The 20,345-nt window shown below is 53.5% G+C and carries 10 protein-coding genes; 3 read left to right on the forward strand and 7 right to left on the reverse strand.

All coding sequences use genetic code 11. The features are described 5' to 3' along the window. Positions 1-489: 489 nt before the first annotated feature. From JQF37_RS21215 to JQF37_RS21225, 3 genes are read left to right on the forward strand one after another with little or no spacing between them, the layout of a single operon-like run. Positions 490-1,527 carry an ABC-three component system protein gene (locus JQF37_RS21215; protein ID WP_233098364.1) on the forward strand — a complete coding sequence of 346 codons (1,038 nt, stop codon included), beginning with the start codon at positions 490-492 and terminating at the stop codon, positions 1,525-1,527. Beyond that, positions 1,520-2,002, forward strand: a complete 483-nt coding sequence (locus tag JQF37_RS21220; RefSeq protein WP_198830856.1) for an ABC-three component system middle component 2 — start codon at positions 1,520-1,522, stop codon at positions 2,000-2,002. Before JQF37_RS21215 ends, JQF37_RS21220 begins: the two co-directional genes overlap by 8 nt. Then, positions 1,999-3,804 carry a hypothetical protein gene (locus tag JQF37_RS21225; protein WP_198830855.1) on the forward strand — a complete coding sequence of 602 codons (1,806 nt, stop codon included), beginning with the start codon at positions 1,999-2,001 and terminating at the stop codon, positions 3,802-3,804. Before JQF37_RS21220 ends, JQF37_RS21225 begins: the two co-directional genes overlap by 4 nt. Before the next feature lie 309 nt (positions 3,805-4,113). Here JQF37_RS21225 and brxL read toward each other — a convergent pair whose 3' ends face one another. From brxL to brxC, 7 genes are all read right to left on the reverse strand, one after another. Beyond that, entirely contained in the window at positions 4,114-6,153 is a 2,040-nt protein-coding gene (gene brxL, locus JQF37_RS21230; RefSeq protein WP_198830854.1) for a protease Lon-related BREX system protein BrxL, read from the reverse strand. A 14-nt stretch (positions 6,154-6,167) separates the two neighbouring features. Continuing rightward, complete coding sequence (gene pglZ / locus JQF37_RS21235) at positions 6,168-8,792, reverse strand: BREX-1 system phosphatase PglZ type A (RefSeq protein WP_198830853.1); 2,625 nt, start codon at positions 8,790-8,792, stop codon at positions 6,168-6,170. A gap of 109 nt (positions 8,793-8,901) precedes the next feature. Then, positions 8,902-10,692 carry an Hsp70 family protein gene (locus JQF37_RS21240; protein ID WP_198830852.1) on the reverse strand — a complete coding sequence of 597 codons (1,791 nt, stop codon included), beginning with the start codon at positions 10,690-10,692 and terminating at the stop codon, positions 8,902-8,904. Further along, entirely contained in the window at positions 10,677-11,888 is a 1,212-nt protein-coding gene (locus JQF37_RS21245) for a hypothetical protein (RefSeq protein ID WP_198830851.1), read from the reverse strand. Before JQF37_RS21245 ends, JQF37_RS21240 begins: the two co-directional genes overlap by 16 nt. Positions 11,889-11,891: 3 nt before the next feature. Beyond that, entirely contained in the window at positions 11,892-12,956 is a 1,065-nt protein-coding gene (locus tag JQF37_RS21250) for a hypothetical protein (RefSeq protein ID WP_198830850.1), read from the reverse strand. Positions 12,957-13,016: 60 nt separating this feature from the next. Beyond that, positions 13,017-16,574: a BREX-1 system adenine-specific DNA-methyltransferase PglX gene (pglX, locus tag JQF37_RS21255; RefSeq protein WP_198830849.1), complete on the reverse strand. Its 3,558-nt coding sequence runs from the start codon at positions 16,572-16,574 to the stop codon at positions 13,017-13,019. 85 nt (positions 16,575-16,659) lie between these two features. After that, on the reverse strand, positions 16,660-20,331 hold the full coding sequence (gene brxC, locus JQF37_RS21260) for a BREX system P-loop protein BrxC (RefSeq protein WP_198830848.1): 3,672 nt from the start codon (positions 20,329-20,331) through the stop codon (positions 16,660-16,662). Positions 20,332-20,345 lie beyond the last annotated feature (14 nt).

The following is a 20,345-nucleotide window of genomic DNA, read 5'->3' on the forward strand; positions in this document are numbered from 1 at the left end:
GTTTTTGTGCAGCTGGTAGAGTTTCCATACCTGTCGCAACAGTGAAAGTGGATGGCGCCAGCCAGATGGTCTTAGGAGGCGGTGCAAGCGCGAGCCCATCACGTTGCATTACTTGAGCGGAGATCGTCGCATGAAGAGCGTTGTGGGAGGTCAGTTTTTCTCTTGTTCGGAGGCAGGCCCGAACTGGGTAGTCAGGCAAAGCTCGAAGCGACTGGCAAAGTAAGGCTTTCTCGAAGCTCGTCACATTGAGTAGATTCGATGTAGCTGCTCGCCCATCCATCGTCAGTGCCTGCTTGCTCGAAGATGCGTCGCTACCTATCACCAAGTCCGTCCGTTCCTGCAGCGACGCTGCCTTTTCACCGATCTGAACGAGCCAAGTCGAATTGTGTTAAGCAAGCGTCTATGGACGCCTGGATAGCATCTGTATATGGTTCAATCAATCTTGTGATCGCGGTGTAATTCGCAATGGAGTTTACCCAGGAGGGGCCCGTGTCTTCGAGTAGTGCTTATCATCCTGGTCCGGTAGAACCAACTCCACAACAGCGCTTGCTACTGATGGATGACGTGCAGTGGGAGTCGTTTATAGAGCGCTGCGCACGCCAGCTCGAGAAGGAAGGCCAATACGCGCAGGTTCTGAAGCTAGGAGGCGCAAATGACAAGGGGCGAGATATATGTGGGTACACGGTACATCCACCTGCTTCGGATACTTGGGACCTATACCAAGCTAAGTATTACAGCAGCACTCTCTCCCCGAGCCAAATCGTAGGCGAGCTGGCCAAGTTTCTCTCCTGCGTGCAGGACGGAAGCTATACCTGTCCAAGACGCTATTATCTTTGTGCACTACGAATTGGGGCGACTTTGCTCGATTACCTTCTGAATCCAGAGAGCATGCGCACCTGGATACTGGCGCAGTGGGAGGAAAAAAAAGGCGAATTCGGTACGTTCAAACGGAGTCTAGATCCGGCGCTAAAGTTATTTGTGCAGACATTTCCCTTCGAAATTATTGGCCGCAGTACTCCCGAAGAACTGCTGGAGATTCATTCGAGGAATCAGACGCAGCACTGGGAGCATTTCGGCGTGCTCGACGCGCGTGGATCGAACCCGCAAATGCCCGAGGAGCCAGACCCCATTGAACAGCGGTATGTTGATGCGCTACTGCTGGTGTATGAGGAGCAGTGTGGAAACTGCGTTGCTGTGGTGCCTGAGATCCCTCGGAATTTGAAGAGGCATTTCGTGGCACAACGTCGGCTGTTCTACAGCGCCGAGGGGTTGAACCGCTTCAGCAGAGATAAGCTCTCCGGTGCCTTTGATGGGCTCCTCACTGAGGTCGAGATTGGTATTGGCGGTATAGTGGCAACCCCTCACGATAGCGGCATGATTAGACTAACGGAGACATTGGCCATCGCCAATGCACTTCAAGTCGTTAACAACCCCTTGCATGCTCGGTTGCAGGCCGGTGACCTCCAAGGTGCCTGTCATCATCTTGCCAACCAAGCTCGCCTGAGCTGGATAGACACCGATGAGTAGCTCAGAAGTCTTCAATACCCCGTTCGAGTTAGGACTGCGAATGGTCTTTCTGCTGAACGCGCTGCATCCACGGAAGGCCGATTTACAGACCCTGATGTATCTGGATTACGCAGTCATCTACACCGGCGACTTGAATGGACCGCCAAGTCTGCACACACCGGTTCCGCTGCGTGGTGCCGAATATATTAGTCGGCGAGAAATAATTGAGCATGGTCTGTCTCTCATGGCATTCAGAGCATTTGTCGACGCTATGGCTACACAAGAGGGAATCAAGTATGGCATTGGTGAGAGTGGACCGGCCCTCGTCGACCTCCTAGGAGGTCAGTACACCAAGGATTTACGTGATCGATGTAACTGGGTTTCGGAACACTTTGGGGGGCACACCGATTTTCAGCTAGAAGAAGTTTTTGGAGCTAAGGGTAGACTTTGGCGAACACATTTCATTGGGAAGGAAGGCTTGCCGAGGGCAGTATGAGAATCGCAATCCATGGACTGGTGCTTACCGGACCCGATAAGCCCAATGCCGAACTGAAACCCGTCGGGGAGTCGCACCTTGTATTTGGTCCTACTGATACGGGCAAGTCTTACATTGAGGAATGCATAGCCTACTGCTTAGGTGGCGACGAACATCCGCGAAATGTCGGCTTTTCAGAGGGCTATACGCGCGCGGCTCTACAAGTCCTCGGACCGGATGGATCTGAGTACACTTTCTTTCGGGATCTCTTGGAGGCGCGTCAAGTCGTTTACTCGGGCTTCCATTCTTTGCCACCGCTGTCGTCTCAATCCCCTGTCGCAGAAGAAATTGGCCCATATCTAATTGAATGGGGTAAGGCGTCAGGGAACAGAATTCTCGTTAAAGCCGGAACTCTCGGTAACGTGACTGCGAACGACCTGCGCTTTTTGAGTCTTTTTGACGAAATTCGTACCTTAGATAAGGTCCCGTTGAAAGGGAAAGACAAGCTTCTCAAAATGCGCTTTCAGTCCGTGATTATGCTGGCTTTGATTGGAGTGGATGATTCGGGAGCGACTCTCACAGTTAAAACTGATCAACGTAATATCGCTAAAGGTCATGTGCAGGCGATCGAAGACGAATTGAAAGCGCTACATGCCGATATTCCGAGCACATGGTCCAAAGAGGACTGCGCAGAAGGACTTACGAAGATCGAGCGTGAACTTCGAGAAGTCGGGACATTCCTTAGGACTAATGCTCAGGAGTTAACGGAGCTAAAGACAGCGCACGAAAGTCTCGAAGACGGCCTTAGGGATGTTCAGGCAGAGCTTACCGAGGTATTAGAAGCGAAGGGCCGGTTTGTGCTTCTGGACGAGAAATATCAAAACGACGTACATAGACTCAGTTCGTTGATCACGGCCTCGGAGATTGTCGAGACCTTCGAATCCCAGCCCTGCCCACTGTGTCGGACGGATCTGAATCATAAGCGTAACCATGTCCATCTAGAACAGGGCGACATGCTACGGGAGGCGGCTCGCGCGGAGGTATCAAAGATCAATGCTCTGAGGCAGGGGCTTGCGATCGCACTATCAGATATCGATGATGACATCGAGAGTTCGCGCTGTCGGGAAACGAGCTTTCAGCGTGAAGCCGCTGCCAATCTGAGCGAGCAAGCTAGGCTTCTTCGCCCGGCTTCGCCCAATATGGAAGCCGACTATTTAGGATCACTTACCGCACGACGAACTGAGATGGCCATGGCAGCCAGGAACTTCGAGCGGATTGATACGCTCAATGCGCGTCTTGTTGGTATGAAGGCAAAGACGAAGCGACAAAAACAATCTATTTCACGCGACTTCTCCACCAGCGCAACTGAGCTTTGTCGCCGAATTTCGGAGCTGCTGACGGCATGGGGTGTACCAATGGTGGAGTCGGTCCATTTTGACGAAGACGACGCTGACATCCACATCAACAATCGACAGCGCGTGTCGTTCGGAAAGGGTAAGCGCGGGATCTTCCTGACCGCGTTGGCTGTTGCATTAATGGAACGTGCACTCCACCAAGGAAATCCTCACCTTGGATTGATCGTCATCGACTCCCCAGTGGTTACTTACAAAGATCCAAAGCATGGCAGCAACAATCCGGAAGAGGCTCTTGATCCGACCGTTAAGGACAAATTCTACACTTGGCTCGCGGATCGGCAGGAGTCTGGTCAGATCATTGTGCTAGAGAATGAGGAGCCAGACGGTCAGTTGCAGATGCGTCTCGCTCATACAGAGTTTGTTGGCGTAGGTGAAGCAGAGGGTCGTCGTGGCTTTTTCCCGATTTAGCATCGTGCCAGTCCCTATAGCGGCACTTTGCTAAGGATAATACGTAAATTGGACTGGTCATTCCGTCTGCGGTGTTACCTTTTGAACGCAATATCATGCTCAATCCGTGCGGCCCGGCGATCAGCCGGGTTAACGACCATATCGATACCACCCGGCTCAGTGAGTTTGGTGGCGTCGGCGTGGTGGAGCAGCTTTCTGTGCAGCACCAGCAAGTCAGGGCGGAACCAAAGCCGATTCTGATTCCGCATTGCAGATAATGCACAAGCAGCCCACCTCAAATCCGTAAACGGGCTATTAGATGGCCTTGTTTCAGTCTACGCCCATTGCCTTAAATACAGCCTCTACTGGTTCGCCATAAAAGCTGGTCTGAAACTTGGTGAACAGTTCGGCTGGGATGCTTGGGATGTCCTTGGCACTGCTCATAGGAAGCGCAACGCGCTTTCCTCCCGCGTCGAAAGCCACTTGCAGGCACTCGGCGATACTTTCAACTGGCGTGATGCTGCCGCCCAAGCTCATATCACCGAGCACGACCATTTGACCTTGCGCAGGCCTGCCCATTAGGCCGGAAGCAAAAGCTACTAGGCTGGGTAGTGCCATATGAGTAAGAGGGCCGGTGTTTTGCAGTTCAACCACATGTAAATGGAAGTCGTGCTCCAGCACCTTAGCCGAGGCGCTGATGCGCGAGGCGTTGGCCTTGAAGTAGTCAAAGGCAATTTTCACCTGTTCTTTGGCAGAGCTGGAGTTCCATAGGCCGGAGGTAGCTAGCTTGCCAGTACCCTTGGTCACCTGCAGTTCGATCCGATATAACCCAGGCATGCCTTTGCCGCTCAAGCCTATAGTGTGGATGAAACCGGGCTTTCCCGGCCCTTCTGGGATAAGGCCACCACCGCCTTGCTCTTTCACAGTGACGAAGTGTTCTTCGAGGGTTTCGTTGTCGATGTAGCTGAAGTGAACATCGTAGAACTCCATTCCACCGATCTTCTTTAGCTGTTCTTTCACACGCCGGCGGACCTGGAGTGCGTATTCGAGGCACTGGCGCACGTCTTCTTTGGTGAATACGTCGTGCGGGTAGAGCAGCTTGAGCAGGCCGGATACTGTTTTGCGTACTGCGATCACATCGCGCTGGTTTAGGTTGTTACCCAGTTTGAAGTGTTTGTCGATGGCGTCGGCGAAGCTGCGCTTGCGCATTTCGCGGAAAAACTCTGCCAGGTAATCGACGATTAGCCCGTACCTGTTGGTGAAAAATTCCGGGCGCATTTTTGGGATTTCCCAGCCAGGAATGTAAGCGTGAAATCGGTCGAAAAAGGCTGCGTCGATCATCTGCTCAGGGAAGGGGGCAAGCAGGTGACTGGTTTTCACCAGCGATTCGACGCTCTGATTGATGTTGCCGACGAAGACCATGGAAGCGGAGGCTTCCATCTGCTCACGGCCGCGACCGAAGGAGCCAGAGGCCATGAAATCCTTCATGATTTGCACGCCGTCCCTGTCCTTGAAGTTGATGCCTGCCACTTCGTCGAAGGCCACCACATCCCAAAGACCGACCAGGCCGATGCGGCGACTGCTCATGTTGTAGAACAGGTTAGCGACGGTGGTTTGGCCACCAGACACAAGCATGCTGTTTGGTGAGCATTCCTTGTAGATGTGACTCTTTCCGGTGCCGCGGGGGCCGAGCTCGCAAACGTTGTAGTTGTTCTCCACGAAGGGAATCATCCGGGCTAGCAAATGCCACTGTACGGACTCATCCAACGTCGATGGCTCCATGCCGATGGAGCGAATCAGTGTCTCGCGCCAGTTTACGGTACTCAGTGCTGCGCGCCCTTCGAACAGCTCCTGCATGTTCATGTTTGGCATCTGGATAGGCTTGAGCAGCGTGACGCCAAAAGGAGATCCCGATTGGCCTTCCTCGTGGTAGTAGCTCAGCGTTGCGATCACCCAGATGCCGCCCACAAGGAGCTTTTCGTATTCTTTAACGATGCCAGCAGAGATTTCAGCGTCCTTGATGCCAAGGTTGCTGAAAGAGGCTTCGTATCGGTCTTTTTTTTCATTCAGTCGCACGGTGACTCGGTCGATCACCTTGTACGTGCCGCGCTCGCGAACTAGAGACTTGACCTTCTCGGCTTCATCGGGTCGAACATAGTTCTCCGCTAAAATTTTCTTGACGTTCTTCAGGCCCTGTTCGATCACCTCTGAGTCATCGGACGCGCAGTACATACCCAGCAAGTACTCAAGCACGTAAACCGGTACGTTCGCGCCTTCCTTTATCAGCTTGGTCAGATCCTTGCGCACCACGCGACCGGCAAAGTGCTCGTTAAGCAACTGATCGAGATCTTTATCCACTTGGGTTTCCATCTAGTGTAGTGCTCTCAAAAAAAGTCGTCGGTGAAGGCCAGGTCAATCGTCACACGGTAGCGCTCAAGCTCAGTGTTCAAATCTTTATCGCGGATCACCAGGAAGTAATCTTTCTGCCGGTCGAAATCGCTGCCTGATAGTGACAGGCGTACCTGCTTAAGGCGCGCGCTCATGGAGTCCGTCGCACAGTCAAACGTCACGACCTCCTCACTGGAGACCGGCTGCTCCCCTTCGTAGATCGACACAGCAACCGTAACCGGCAACACCTGTTCGCTTACCGACTCGGTCTGGATCAGGTCAAAGCGCTGGATATTGGTGACCATCTTCAGGGCTGACTTCGGCGAGATCACCCCGACTTTGCGCTTAGTGCGTTTCTCCGCTTTCTCACCGCGCAACTGGTTTACCGTCAGCACAGGTACAACGATTTCCTGAGGCATGGCCCCGCCATGAACGAAGCGAGCACCGCCGACAAAGTGGAAACGATTCGCGCCTTTGGGTATCCAGAACTGAGTGTCCGATGTTGTGCCCGCGGTCTGCTTGGTCGATCCCTGCCAGACATCCTTGGCAACAGGCAGAGTATGGCCAATGACATAGCGTTTCTTACTCTTGATCGCACTATCCGGTTTCTCTGCGAGTGAGGTGCGATCCGCCGCCTCAAGCTTACTCTGCTGAAAGAGGAACCCATGATCGGCCGTGATCAATACCGTGCTGGTGTTGAAGTGCATGAGGATCTTGCGGGTCAGCTCGGTCAGCTCCTCAATGGCGAACTCGACGTGGTGGAAGGTATCCACCTCGGAGCCGCCGCCTTTGTCACTGCGGTCATCGATCACGTTGTGATAGACGTAAACCAGCTGCTGATCCTTCAGCGCTTCACGCCCAGCGTCACGGGACCACTCTTTGACTTGAAGTGCGGTCACGGCCATGCCGCCATGCTGGGCAAGAACCTTGTCGCGAGCGATGGTGTTGCCAGTATTGAGTCCGTTTACAAAAACACCATCACTGCCCTCGCGATACTCCAGCGTCTGGTGTGGCAGCAGGGACGCCATGCCCAACGTGGTGTAACTCGGCAGTACGCCCAACTGGCTATTCAAGCTGGCCTTGCTGTAACGCTTTTCATTGATGCGCTGACACAGCTCGACGGCGGCTTCATAGCGGAAGGCATCGCTGATGATCACCACAACGCGCTTGCTACGATGCCCCTCCAACAAGGGCGCTACCCAACGCTCATAGAAGTTATGCTGGTTAGGAATGCCAGGTATTTTCCAGTGCTCAAAGCGTTGTTCGGCCTCAACGCGGCCGCCCCAGGAGCGTCCGAGCTGATCGAGATACCAATACGCATAGCACTGCTCGACGGCCTCATCCAGCTTCTTCAGCAGCTCGACGTGGGCGCGCTGGGAGGCGGCGAAATAATGGCGGTAAGCCGTGTCAAAGCGATACAACTCGCTCTCATAGGCTTTGTACAGTGCCTCTGAACTGGTGAAGTGGAAGCCAGCTGCGTACTGGTGGCGCTGCGTAAACAGGTCGATCGCAGCCGACAGCGCCGTGTATAGCAGCCGGTACTTGCGGCGTGTCTCATCGTCCTTATGGCGAGTTGCCCAATAGTTATCCAGTCGCTCGGAAATGATCTTCGCAAACAGACTAAGGTCACGCGGATCTGCCTCGGGAATAGCCTTGGTCAGATCGACAATGATCTGCCGCTCGACGGCTTCGAAGGTTGCAACATTGGCCAAGTTCTCCAACGAGATTTCACAAATTTTCTGAGTGATATGCAGGGCCTCACCGACCCAGCCGGAAATCTCATCATAGGCTTGGTAAAACCGTGAGCTGTCACGCCAGCGGGAAAGCAGTGCACGTGAAGTAGCGCGTGCGCTGGCTGAGGGGATAGCAATCGCTGAAGCCCAGTTGGGCATATCGCCGATACTTTCGCAGAACCCGGTTGCCAGCAGTCGAATTAGGAAATGCCCAAAGCTGAAGGGTTTATCGCCACTGATTTCTTCGATGGAGGCTGGATAGCCTACCTCTTCACGCAGGGCCTGCAGTAACGCAGGCATTAGGTCGAGCTTGTATAGTTCATCGATGACCGCTGGATTCTGCTCAAGACCCAAATCGTCACGTACGGCACCATCGGCCAAGGTGCAAAGCAGCGTCATGACGTCACTGCCACTTGCACCCAGCACAACGGCAATCATCGCCAGATCCAACTCATGCTCAGTGTCAGTTGGTTGGATCAAACGCTTCAGGCTAGCTAGTCGAGCCTTACTGCCAAGGAAGCGCTCACGCTTGGTTAGATGTTCACGGAGCACCTGCTGGTGTAAGCCCAGGTCATTGAATATCAGTGACATTTTGTCTGCGTAGAAACTGCGCGAGTACAGCTTGATGTCCAGCAGCCAGTCATCATTCGCGTCTGGTTCGGAGCAAGGGAAATAGAGCAGGTACTTACCTTCAGTGTCCTCAAGCTCCAGCTTGAGCTTGGTACCGAAGGTGGAATGCCCCTGCATGTTCAGCACCTGGACGCCAGGTAAATCAAGCTGTCCGAGCACATCCATGAAGCCTTGCTCAGGGTCGTACCAGAAAACGATGCGATGGTCTTCTCTGAAGAATGCCTGAGTCAGGCCTTGAGTCAGTTGTTGGGTGTTCATTCACTTATTCGCTTTTTCACCGAGGCTTAAACAGGAAATGAGAGATCAGCCAGAGACATGCTGCCGTACTCCATAGTCGCGACGCAAAAATGGGATTTTTAAGTACTTTTTATGGGTTGAAGGAGCCAGTAGAGCAGCAATTCTTCATCCATTTCGCGCCACATGCCGAACATGGCTGATAGCGGATGTACTCTTCGTCCTGCAATCTGGTCATAGGCTTCTGCAGATAGACATATTTGACGTTGTATTCTTTGAGTAGCTCACCTGGAACGGCTTCCCAGCGTTCCTTGTCGTTCGTGACGTTAGCGCGAACAAGCAGCTGCTTTGGGTCATTCTTGTTAACGGACAGCCTTAGGCGGTTTTTTTTTTCGATTGAGTCATCAGCCGTCTTTTTCACCACTAAAGAAAACTCAAGATCGTAGTATTCCTCTCTTACAGGTTCTCTGCGGTCTTCAGCAATCGCGTGGGTATGCAGAATCAGGTTGTCATCGATGGTCACGGTAAGTTGAATACGTTCCTCAAGTGGTGGGAAATCCGGATTCACCTCAACAACAAGACTGCCATAAGTGGTGCGAGGATCGGCCGCGGCTGACTTTTGAACCATCTGCGGGCGCTTGAAGGTAAAAATGGCCTTGCCATCCCGAGGATCGGAGCAATACATCGATTGCAGCTTCTGTATTGACTCTCCCCGCTGAGGCAAGCGAGTGCCCTCATGAATCACTGTGAGCAGTGAATTTCTGGCTTCAACCAGCTCAAAAGGTTTTGCCAATGCCAACTCAAGATTGTCATGTGCAATCCAGGCTGCACCCTCGGAAATAATCCGGTCACCCTTCTCGGAAATGTGCAGCGAGGAGACGCCAAAGATTTCAGTAAGCTTGTTTTTGATCAATGGCATATTGACCATGCCACCAGTTGCAAGGCATAACGCAAGCGTCTGAGGATCTACATCGGCCTTATCTGCGGCCAGCAGACTGTCGATTTCATTGATGCCCTGATTGATCAGGCGGGCGCAAATTTTCTCCAGATTTTCCCTGGTCAACCAGATATCAATTTCAGACTCTTCATCTGTACCCTGAAAATAATCGGGAAGAAATATATTCGTTTTGTCGCGTGTAGACAGCGTGATTTTTGCCTGTTCACACTGGGTGATCAGCTTCGCGCGCATTCCGGGGTTAACCGGTAGCTTGCTTTCAGCGCTCCAACCGAATTTGTTCGCATGCTCGTCGGTGACATGATTGAGAATGGCGTCATCCAGATAGTCACCACCGACCAGGTTGTTGCCGCGATTGAGCACCTGAACAATGGAACCATTGATTATCTTGCACAGTGTCAGATCCAGCGTGCCACCACCCCAATCAAAAACCAGAACCATCTTGCCGTCGTAATACGCGAGAACGTCCCTGGTATCAGGCTGATCCTTGAAATAGCCATAGAGCGCGGCCAAGGGCTCGTGCACGAAGGTTTCAACGTAAACGCCAGCACTGAGCATTGCTTCGCGCAGTGCTTGTCTGCCACGTCCGCCCAGTGCTACCGGTATGGTCACTACGGCACGTGTCAGATCTGCAATCTGGTCAATGTCGTTATCACGAGCATGAGCTACCAGATATTTAATGTAGTCAGCAATGACCTCGACCGGCGTCATGACCCGGCCATCGACGTTAATGTGCTCATTACCAAGCAGCTTTTTCGGACCGCGTACTGTGTTGCCCAGCACACCAATACCCAGCTTCTCCAGCTTGTCCCGCGCTTTCTTTCCGCAGATGACCTGCTCACCTTCATAACGCACAACTGAAGGATGTGGGCGCTGAGTATCATCAAAGCACTTTGCTCGACTAGCTCGTGTAATCACAGAGATGAGACTGTTGGTGGTGCCGAAGTCAATGCCTACTCGCTGAACCATTTGATTTCCCTTTCAATGCTTTCCACCGCCAACTCGATATGATGCGCGGCAACTTCTATTTTTGGTTTTTCACGCTGCAAAGCTGCCAGAGACAGTTTTAATGGCTCAAGAACAGCTTCTGATAGGAGATTGAATGCCTTAGCCTTAGCCTGCCCTGCATTGTCACGTAGATGTGTTCGTGTGGCCCGTTCATCAAGCTGCTGCTCTTGCAGTGTGTGCTTCAGCTGTTCGGTTTCGGCCAGTAGTTGAGCAATTAGCTTATCCTTGTCAGCGATCGTCGAATGCTGATCCATCACCATAGCTTGCAGCTTATTCAGCTTAATTTCTTGAGCATGATGTTTCGACTGCAAAAATTCGCGCTGGTCGGCCAGCTCGGTGAACTGCTTTTTAAAGTAATCGATGGTGTCTGCCAGCAAGCTTTCCTGATTGGCATATTGCTCGGCAAGAAAGAGCGCAATCGCACGGTTGCTCTGGATGCGGGAGGTTTGCTCTTTGAGCAGACTTGAGAAGAGCTCGATAGCCGCGTTGGGGTCTGCCTTACTCTGCGCCATCAGCCAGAGCGCACCTATCAGCAAAATGTTATTTCTCTGCGTGACCAGCTCTGCTTTGGACAGCGTATCGAGTGCTGTAGGCACCGTTACCTCAGCCTTATCGGAGTTAGAGGTTGCGTCTCTTGCCTGACTTCCGACAAACTCAATTCGCTTGCGGTATAGCTCAGTTACCGAGTTGCGCAGAAAGGTCAGCGGCGCGGTGTCTAATCCCTTGTCTGCGTCCAAAATGTCGCGATACAGATCGAATGATCCGCGGTGGCGTTGAATCCACAGCGAGCTGGCCAGTCGTACACAGAAAGTCAGCAACTCATGGCGCTGCGCATCGTGCTGGCACTTGACGGCTGCTAAGGTGATGAGTGACAGACATTTGAGTTCCGGATCAGTCTTGCGCGCGACGGTGACAATCTGCTCGATAAACCCGTTGCTCATACTCATATTTTGCTGATAGGACAGCAACGATTTCAGGTCAGCCTTGCTGATGCTTGCCGGTTTAATGTTCTGATCTTTATCTGTCGTTATTGCAAATACCTCAGATAGGATCTGCTCAACAGACTTTGATTCAGCTGCGGTCTTTGGCTTGCTCTGTTTGCGCTTTTTTACATCGTCCGGTTTGGGTTTGGCGATTTCATTCTCAATGTCAGTCATCTGTCATTGCTCCCCAATAAGCGTGTTGAAAACATCGTCAAACCTGAGTTTTCTTCGGTACCTATCCATCCCAGAAGCATCATCTTGCTCAACTGCCTTTCTATAACAAATGTAGTCAAATTTGCTTCTGTCCTGCAGCGACAAATTGCTTGTCGAGAGGGCCGATATCCTCAGTTCCATATCCTGCAGCGAGGCCTGCTGATATCCACCCAGTAGCTCCTTGAGACTAAACTCTGTAGAGAAGTCCACCGGCATTTTTTCGCTGCTGCCGACCAACCCGGACGCCGCATATTTTCCGCCCTTGAAGAACTGCATGGCAGCTTCTATTTCAGGCAGACCAGAGGCTTGGAGCGTACTGAAGTCATTTCTATTGAATCTGATTACAGCCCTGACAGAGATGGATAGGTTAGTGCGGTATTCCTGCAATGACTGCAAGGCCTGATTGAAGCGAGTATCAAACTCTTCAAAAGGAGTCGTGTCAGAACGCCTGTCCTTGGCCATTACGCCATGCAAGTAGCGAACCAGTCCGTTGGTATACTCGGTAACAGTCATGTTCTGCTTTACGTTGTCGATAAACGCAGCGATATCACTGCTGGTGAAGTCGTCCTTAGAGAAGTGCAAGCAGAAAGCCTGGTCGACGTGTTTCAGCTCTTGCTTATCCGCGATGCATACCTCGATCTTCAGCGCTTTCTGCAGTGCTGAATTGCCATAACTCACATCAAAGTAGCCTTTCTGGACAGCTTGTATACGCTCAAAAAGTCCCCCCACCGACTGGTTGTTCTCGCCGTTTATGGTCAGGTTGCTAACGTTGCGTTCGCCCAGGTCACCGTGTTTTAGAGGTACGGTGATCCGTAGATGCTTCCCGGCAATATCCCGACCCTGAAAATGCAAGGTTGGATTCTGCATCGGGTGGGCAATCTCGTGCCTTTCCCGTTGCGCAAGGGAGTCAAAGGACAAGTCGCAGTAGCGGCACGAGTAGCTCACAGGTACGGCTGAGAAATCCAGCGCACTCCCGGTTTCCCAGTACCTATCCAGTCCCGTTTCTTGTATCCAGCCAACTGTTGGCATCGTTATTTCCCACTCAATCCATGTGAACAGAGCTAGTTTTTACACAGGTTTGGCGCAGCCTTAAGACTCTGCCTTATCCCCAGTCACCGCTTTCACCTCCGCCAACAATTCCCCAAACTTGCCGTAGTTCACCTTCACGCCGTCATCCAGATCCAGGCTGATGCGCTGGTCGGCGTGGTGACGGAGTTTTTCGTCGAAGGTGGTGAGTTCGGCTTGTTGGTTGTGCAGGGTGGCGAGCTCTTTTTCCAGGCGCTTTTTCTCGGCGGTGCTGGGACTGGCTTCGATGTCCTGCTCAAGCTTGTTGGCGTAGGTGTTGAGCTTGGCGGTCAGCGGAATAACGTACTCGGTACGCATGCGCGCCAGGGTACCTTCGTGGTAGCGGTGCAGGTACACCAAGCACTGGAAGGCCTTTTGCTTGCCACTGCTGAACAGCCAGTAGATCGGGCGCTTTTTGTAGGTTTGTAGGTGATCCTTGAAGTAGTTTTCGCAGAGATAGCGACGCAGGGTCTCGCGACTTGACTCGGCCTTTTTCGGTGACATGTTGTCCGCGAGAAAGTGCAGGTTGGCTTCGAGGTGGGTCTTGCCCCAAGCCACTGAGACGAACTCGATCAAGCGATTGACCGCATCGTCGGCAAACCACTCTTTGTCGGTAAGCGGGATGATGCCGTCGGCATCGGCTGGAAAGGTGACGTAGCGGCTGGAGTTGAACCCCTGGTTGCCACTGTTGGCGTAGATAAGACCGGGCTCGTTCAGGCTGTAGCGTCCGAGCATGCAGCCGATGGCGTAGGAGATCAGCTCCGCACAGGTGTCCTCGCGAAAGCGCGCCCACAGCTCGGATTCATTGAGCTTGCCGCCGTAGCGGTAGGACGGGTTTACTGTAAGGGTGATCTGGTCGATGGGGACGTCGGGGGTGAGCTCATCCGTCAGGCCGTAAGCGTCGATGAAGAGGCGGTTGTTCTCCTCTTCGAGGAGCTTAATCTCGTCGATAGTGGCGCGGTTTTGGGTAATCCAGGCGGTATAGCTGGATTCGAGGGTTAGAGCTTCCTCAGAGGAAGCCGTCAACAGGGGCAGGGATTGGAATCCCCAAGACACCTCATAAGCGTCCCAATCTTTCCGAGCAACAGCCACACATGCCTTCGCGATCTCTTTGCTACCGCTGGTCCAGGCTTTCTTTGCGTAGGGCAGGTTGTTGAAATAACCCACATCGAAATGCACGGTCGGGCTGAGAAGCTTCGTTGCTAACCCGACAAAATTTGTATTGCAGTAAGCGAGTAGGGAGAGGCGCCAATCGGAGTCGCCACCAAATGCAGAGTGCCCCACATTGGAATGGATAAAGCCAGCATCATATTCTCGGAATGAATTGTGCGAGATAGTGATGTCAGACCAGCTCACCGACGGTTTGAAGTAGAAGGAAGAGTTTCGGAGGACGGACGACTTAAAGCTGTGCAACTCCCTGCCGTCATCCTGCCAATTCACGACGAACTCTTGATTACCGAACCACTTACGAAATGCTCCACCTTTATTTAGAGGAAACCACGTCTTCTTTGACTGTTTCGCGTCGTCGCGACTACCCAGGTCAAAACCAGTTTTGAGGAGTGATACTTCGTGCCATAGGCGTACGAATCGATCGTTGTCAGCGGTTGACAGACCTTGCTTGGCACTAGCTATGCAGCCAAGGGAGCTGTTGACTTCAAAGACGCCGCGAACGCCTTCGCTAGCCCAATACGCAACAGGTATACCGGGGATCTTCTCAAAGGCAGTATTCGGTGTGCTAAATCGCCGATTCGAGTGGAACCGGCGCTCAAGCTCTTCGTTGCTAGCTACGCTTCCTTGCTTGTCAAATAGCCTAAGAAATTGTCCCTCTAGCTTCGTCAATGATGAACGTTCGAGAACATAAGAACAACTGCCGAAATCTGATCCCCAAACGCCTCTTCCGATATGGACCAAGCTAGAAATCGGCGCAGACCGGAAAATTGCGCGTCGGACTAGCTCAAAGGACGAAAGGAACATCCAGTTAGGAATGGTGATCATCCCAATACGGCCGCCGTCACGTGCTAATTCAATGTTCCGAAGCGTGAATGCCGCATAGAGGTCAGATTTCCCCGCTTCATAGACGGAATTCACAAACTCCTTGAGCGCTGGGCAGTAAAGCTTACTTCCCATGTATGGCGGATTAGCCACTACCGCGTCATACCGCGTCGCCAGCATCTCGGCCTGCTGTACCAGCACCCTCAAGCAATTGAGCTCATCCTTAACAAACAGGTCTTGGCTGAACGCCACGCTCAGCCGCTTCAACGCAGGCAATTTGTCCGCCAGTCCCTCCGGCACTTGAATCAGAGAGCCAAAGGTAGTTGCGTGCTCGAATAGCCGCTTCAGCTCTTTTAGATTGCTCAGCTCAAGCCCATAGTCCGCTAGCGTTACGCCGCTGGCCAATACATCAGCGTCGAATCCCGCGCTGTCTACCAGGGCCATCACAGAGAGCTTCACCCCCCGTTCGAACAGTCGACGATCGTCGCCCCGGCCCTTCATCATCAATGCAAATCCGGTCAACTGCGCCGCACGCTCGTCGATATCAAGGCCAAACAAGTTCTTCTCAAGGATCAGCTGCGCCACGTCGCGCTGACGATAGCCTCGCTCCAAGTAGATGGCCTTCAATAGGTCGTAGGCCACCACTAGTATGTGCCCTGAACCACTGGCCGGGTCGATCAGGGTCAGCTCCTCTGGGTGGAGGCTTTCGGGTGTGAAGGCCGCGAGCTGCACCTTAACTTCGGCGGTCTGTTCGGTGGGTTGGATGTAGTACTCCATCTGCGCCCTAAGTGGCGAGTTGGGATAGGTCGCCAGCCACTGAGCACCCAGCGAATTCTGGACCATGTACTTGACGATCCAATTTGGCGTGAACAATTGTGTCGCCGCCGGAATGTCTTCCGACTTCACCACCTTGCCGATGACTTGGCCTTTTTTCTCGGAAATGTAGAACTGGTAAAGCCAGCCGATGATCTCGATGTTGGCCCAATCTTCTTCGGGAATGGCGCTGACCAGCTCGCGGATTAACGAGTCGGTCTTGGTCAGGTTGTCCGGCAGCAGCAGCTCGGTGGCGTCATCCACCGCCTCGAAGAGGAACGGCATGGCCTGGTGCAAGGCGTGACACTGGGCGAGCAAGAGCTCGCGGTAGAGCTCTTCGTCTTTGTTACCGTCTAGTTTTAGCTCGGCAATGCGTTTTTTGTCGAGACCCGGCAGGTTGATATCCAGGCAGTCGTCGAGGATTTGGAAGCTGCCTTGCTGCGCGGGGTGGCTGAGTACCCGCAGGCCGTGGTCCAGGTAGTCCTTAAGCTCCATATAGCGGATGGCGCACAGGCGGTTGAACCAGCTGTAGGCAGCCTGCTCCATGGCCTGGGCAAAACCCAGTTGCTCGACCTTTTTCACCAGTGCAGCGCGGGGGCCGATAATACTGGCCGGAAAGGCCTGCTCGCCGATCAGCGCCAGATCGCCCTTTTGCTCCACCGGCGCGATGCCCATACTGGATTCGCGGATGCCAAACAGCGCGGCGCGCTTGGTCATGGCGGCGATAAAGGCAGTGCGTGCCTTGGGGGCGTAGCTTTTTATGTTGCTGGTATTCATCTCGACTTTCCCTAACTCTTTTTAATCTGGCTTTGGCGCAGTTTGCAGCTTGGAGAGGACACCCCCTTTTCCAGGCTGCAAGGGGTCAGCGAATGCGAATGCGATTATCTTGCTGAATAGCGCTGTCCAGTTCGCCCTTGAGGGCCTCGATGAAACGGTCGATATCGTTCTGGCTTTCCAGATATAAGCCGTTGCCCAGCTTGTTGAACACACTGGTCGCCACAACTTCCACCACAGGCTTTGGCGGAGCTACAGGCTTGGATGTTGGCACCAAAGCAGGCGCCCGGTCTTCTTTGGCGCCGTTTGCCGAATTGGCTGCCTGCGCAGCCTTGGCATGCTCCTGCTGAATTTTCTGCTGACGTTCGGCTTCAGCCTGGATAGCACGCTCTAACTCAAACACACCATCGTGTAGGCGCTCGTCGGCAGTCTGGGTTTGCAACATGTAGATGTTGGCGATGCTAGTTTCGGTCTCCAGATCCGCTTTGACGAGCTGTATCGGACGCAGTAGGCGGTTACTCAGCTCGGCGGTTTCGATACCACTCTTGGCAATCTCGGTCTGCAATTGGGTGATTTTCTCGTCGACACGGGCCAGGGCATGTTGACGCTTTTCAGCTAGGGTGGCGGCGTTTATGGCTTCTACCGTGTCAACCAGAGTGGCGACTTGGTGCAACTGACCGTAGGGCGTGGTGTTTTGCTCAATAGCTTTCAGCTCGGCCAGTGCTTTGCGTGCTTTCTCGTCTTTATCCAGCGCTGGTTTGTTCTTGTCGAAACGACGTAAGGCCTGCTGCAGTTGCTGCCAGGTATGCACCTGGTTGGTGAAGAACTCGTGTAGGTCACGGTAGTCCTCTTCCAGATCCAGGAAGTCATCCTTGTTGTCGACCACGGCCTTGAAAAAGTCAACGCTGTCGGTGTTGCTCAGCAAGCGCTGCAGGCTGAGCAGGGCCTGTTCTATGGCATCTTTGCCAGGGAAGCGTCCGGCGCTAACCGTTGCTTTGTATTTTTCAAGGTTGCTGCGCCAGCTGTCGAACTGCACGCAGTAATACTCGAATAACTCCTTCTCGCCTGCAGGGCCGAGGGCATTGAACAGCTCCTGGGTAAGGTTGCGTGCTTGCTTGAGCAGTCCTTCCTCGGTCTGGCGCTTCATCTGCACCGAAACTTCACGACGCTTACGGCTGTTGGTAAGGTACTCGAATGCGTCTGGCAGCGGCATGCTGGGGCCGGCGGCGTGGAACGAAATACGGCTGGAAGCGGCCAGGCGACCGAGAACAAGCAGAATCTCTCCGTCCGGCCAACCATAGGGGCGCTTACTGAAGCGTTCGATGATGTCTGCGACCAGCAAGCGCTCGTTACCGGAGGCGCGCAGCGAGATGAACTGTTCAACTTCCTTGATGGCCTGCGGATTGCCTTCGTCACCATCGAGGGTCAGACCTAGTTGGCCGATGTCGCTGGTATGCAGAATGGCGTGGAGTTCACGCTCGGGCTCCTGCTGTAGCACTCGCAGGTAGCCCAGTTTGGTGAAGGTGTTTTCAAGGAGGTACTGGCACGCCTCGTCGAACTTGCTGACGATATTGTTGCTTTTGAGCTTCAGGTGCTGCCCCTGCGCATAGACCTCTGCGCGTTCAGCCAGCTCTTCCAGCAGCAAGCGCAGGCGCTTTTTACGCTCCTGGTTCTCACGGCCGCGTTCGGCGAGGATCTTGCTCAGCTCAGGCTGGCTGCCGTCGTCATTGAGGCGTATGAACTTGTTGGTCTTCAGCCAGGTGCGGAGCTCGGTGAAGAAGTCCTTGCTGTCAGGCAGTTTGAGAAGTGCCATACCGGCAGGAGCTTCGTTGCTTTTATTGATACAGCCAGCTTCGCCATAGAGCGCGTAGTCGAGATCCAGTGGCGAGATCACTTCGACACGAAGGTCGTGCTCGTAACGGCCTTCCAGGCTGTGGCCGTCGAGGTAGCGACCAATGCTGTAGTCGGTCTTGTTGACGATGTAGCGGAACTTGTTCTTGTCCTTTAGCAGGTCTTTGTAGATCAGATCCGACAGTGCTTTGTTTTCTTCTGAACCGGCGATCTCTGTGGCCTTGATCTTGCGGGTGATGTCGCGTTCCTCGTTTGTGAGGAAGACAAATTCGTCACCGTTGCGGGTGATCAGGCTTTCCTTTTCAAGGCGCTGGAGGGTTTCTTCAATGCGGCGACGTAGCGCTAGTTTGTCTTCGTCGACCTGTTCAATGGACAGGGTGACGAGGTTGTCGAGGGTGCCCTTGATCAAGTCGACATAGCGGATCATGAACAGGGTGCGCAGGATCTGTACGTCGAAGGCGTCGAGGACGCTGCTTTCGCCCGCCTGGTCGATGGTGCGCTTGACTGCTGTATCGAGGAAGCCTTCGACGGCGCGGTAGAAGCTGTACATGGGAATCAGCGCGCCGAGCGGTTTCTCCGCAATGGCCATGGCTGCCATTTGGAAGGCATCGAGCATGGAACGCTCGCCATAGGCCAGGTGCGCCCCGGTGGCACCGACCTTGCGGATTTCCTCGAAGACCTTTTGCACCAGTTGGAAGTGGTACGGCGCAAACGGGTAGTTGTTGATGAAGCTTTCCGGTCCATCGAAGTTCTTCAGGGTCGGACCGGAACGGTCAAAGGTGATCTGATTGCGCAGGATGTCGCCTTTCTGTTCCCAGAGGGCGCGCAGCTCGGCTTCAGCTTCCGGTGTTTTGCGTAGCAGGCGCTTCTGGATGACTTCGTCAGTGTTGGAGCTGGACAGCGAAAGTCGGGTTTTGAAGCGCCCGGCAATTTTCGAGAAATCGTTGGCCTTGGAGGCGGACAGCTCACCCAGTACGGCATCCATATCGGCCTGAGAGGTGACAATGATCCAGGCTCGGCCTTTGCAGATGGTGCCGAGGTTTTCGGTGATGGTCTGCAGGGTGAGCATTAGTTTGGTGTCGCTGCCGATGAACTGGCCGACTTCGTCCACCAGGAACAACACACGGTGTTTGGCTGGCTGGGTGTCGAGGTATTCGCGCACCCAGTTGCAGAAGTTTTCGACCGAGACGCTGAACGTTTGTTCTGAGTCTTCGAACCATTTGTGCGCGGCCTCAGCAGATAGATCGAGGGCTGCGGCTACCGCTTGCTCAATGTCATCCTGGTAGAACTGATAGCCATCACGCTCCTCGGTCCAGTCCATCCCGGTGGAATCATTAAAGGCTTGCTTGAATCGCTCATAGACGCCGCGCTGGGCCAGATGACGCTCCATGTGGGCGATGTGGGGATGGTCGCCACTGAAACCTTGATGCTCGTTGAACACCCGTAGGAAGACATTGAGGATCGGGTTGCCAGCATCGTTGGAGCTGGCTTTGCTGTCGATGTTAAACAAGATGACATCGGCACTGTTGGCAACGGCCTTGTCGATGTCGGCACGGATGGTGGCATCACGCAGTTTGCTCGCATCAAAGAAGGACACAGCCTGGCGAGCGTTGCCCTGGTCGTCGCGCGCTTCGATGTTGGCCAGTAGGTATGACAAGGTCTTGAGGAAGTGCGACTTACCCGAGCCAAAGAAACCGCTGATCCATACGCCCACGCGGTTGGCGATGGAGGGATCGTTCAAGTCAGTACCGTAGGACTCGAAGAAGCTGCGGAAGTGTTTTTCCAGCTCGTTGGTGACAACGTACTCATCCAGCTCCTGGTGCACGGTTGCGTCGTCGGACTGATCCGCCTTAACCACGCCGTTGATCGGGCGATCGAGTTCCTTGAAGAAAATATCTTTAATGCTCACGGCAATCGTCCTTA

Origin of the sequence: Pseudomonas sp. MIL9 (assembly GCF_016887925.1) — a bacterium.
Taxonomy (GTDB): domain Bacteria; phylum Pseudomonadota; class Gammaproteobacteria; order Pseudomonadales; family Pseudomonadaceae; genus Aquipseudomonas; species Aquipseudomonas mohnii.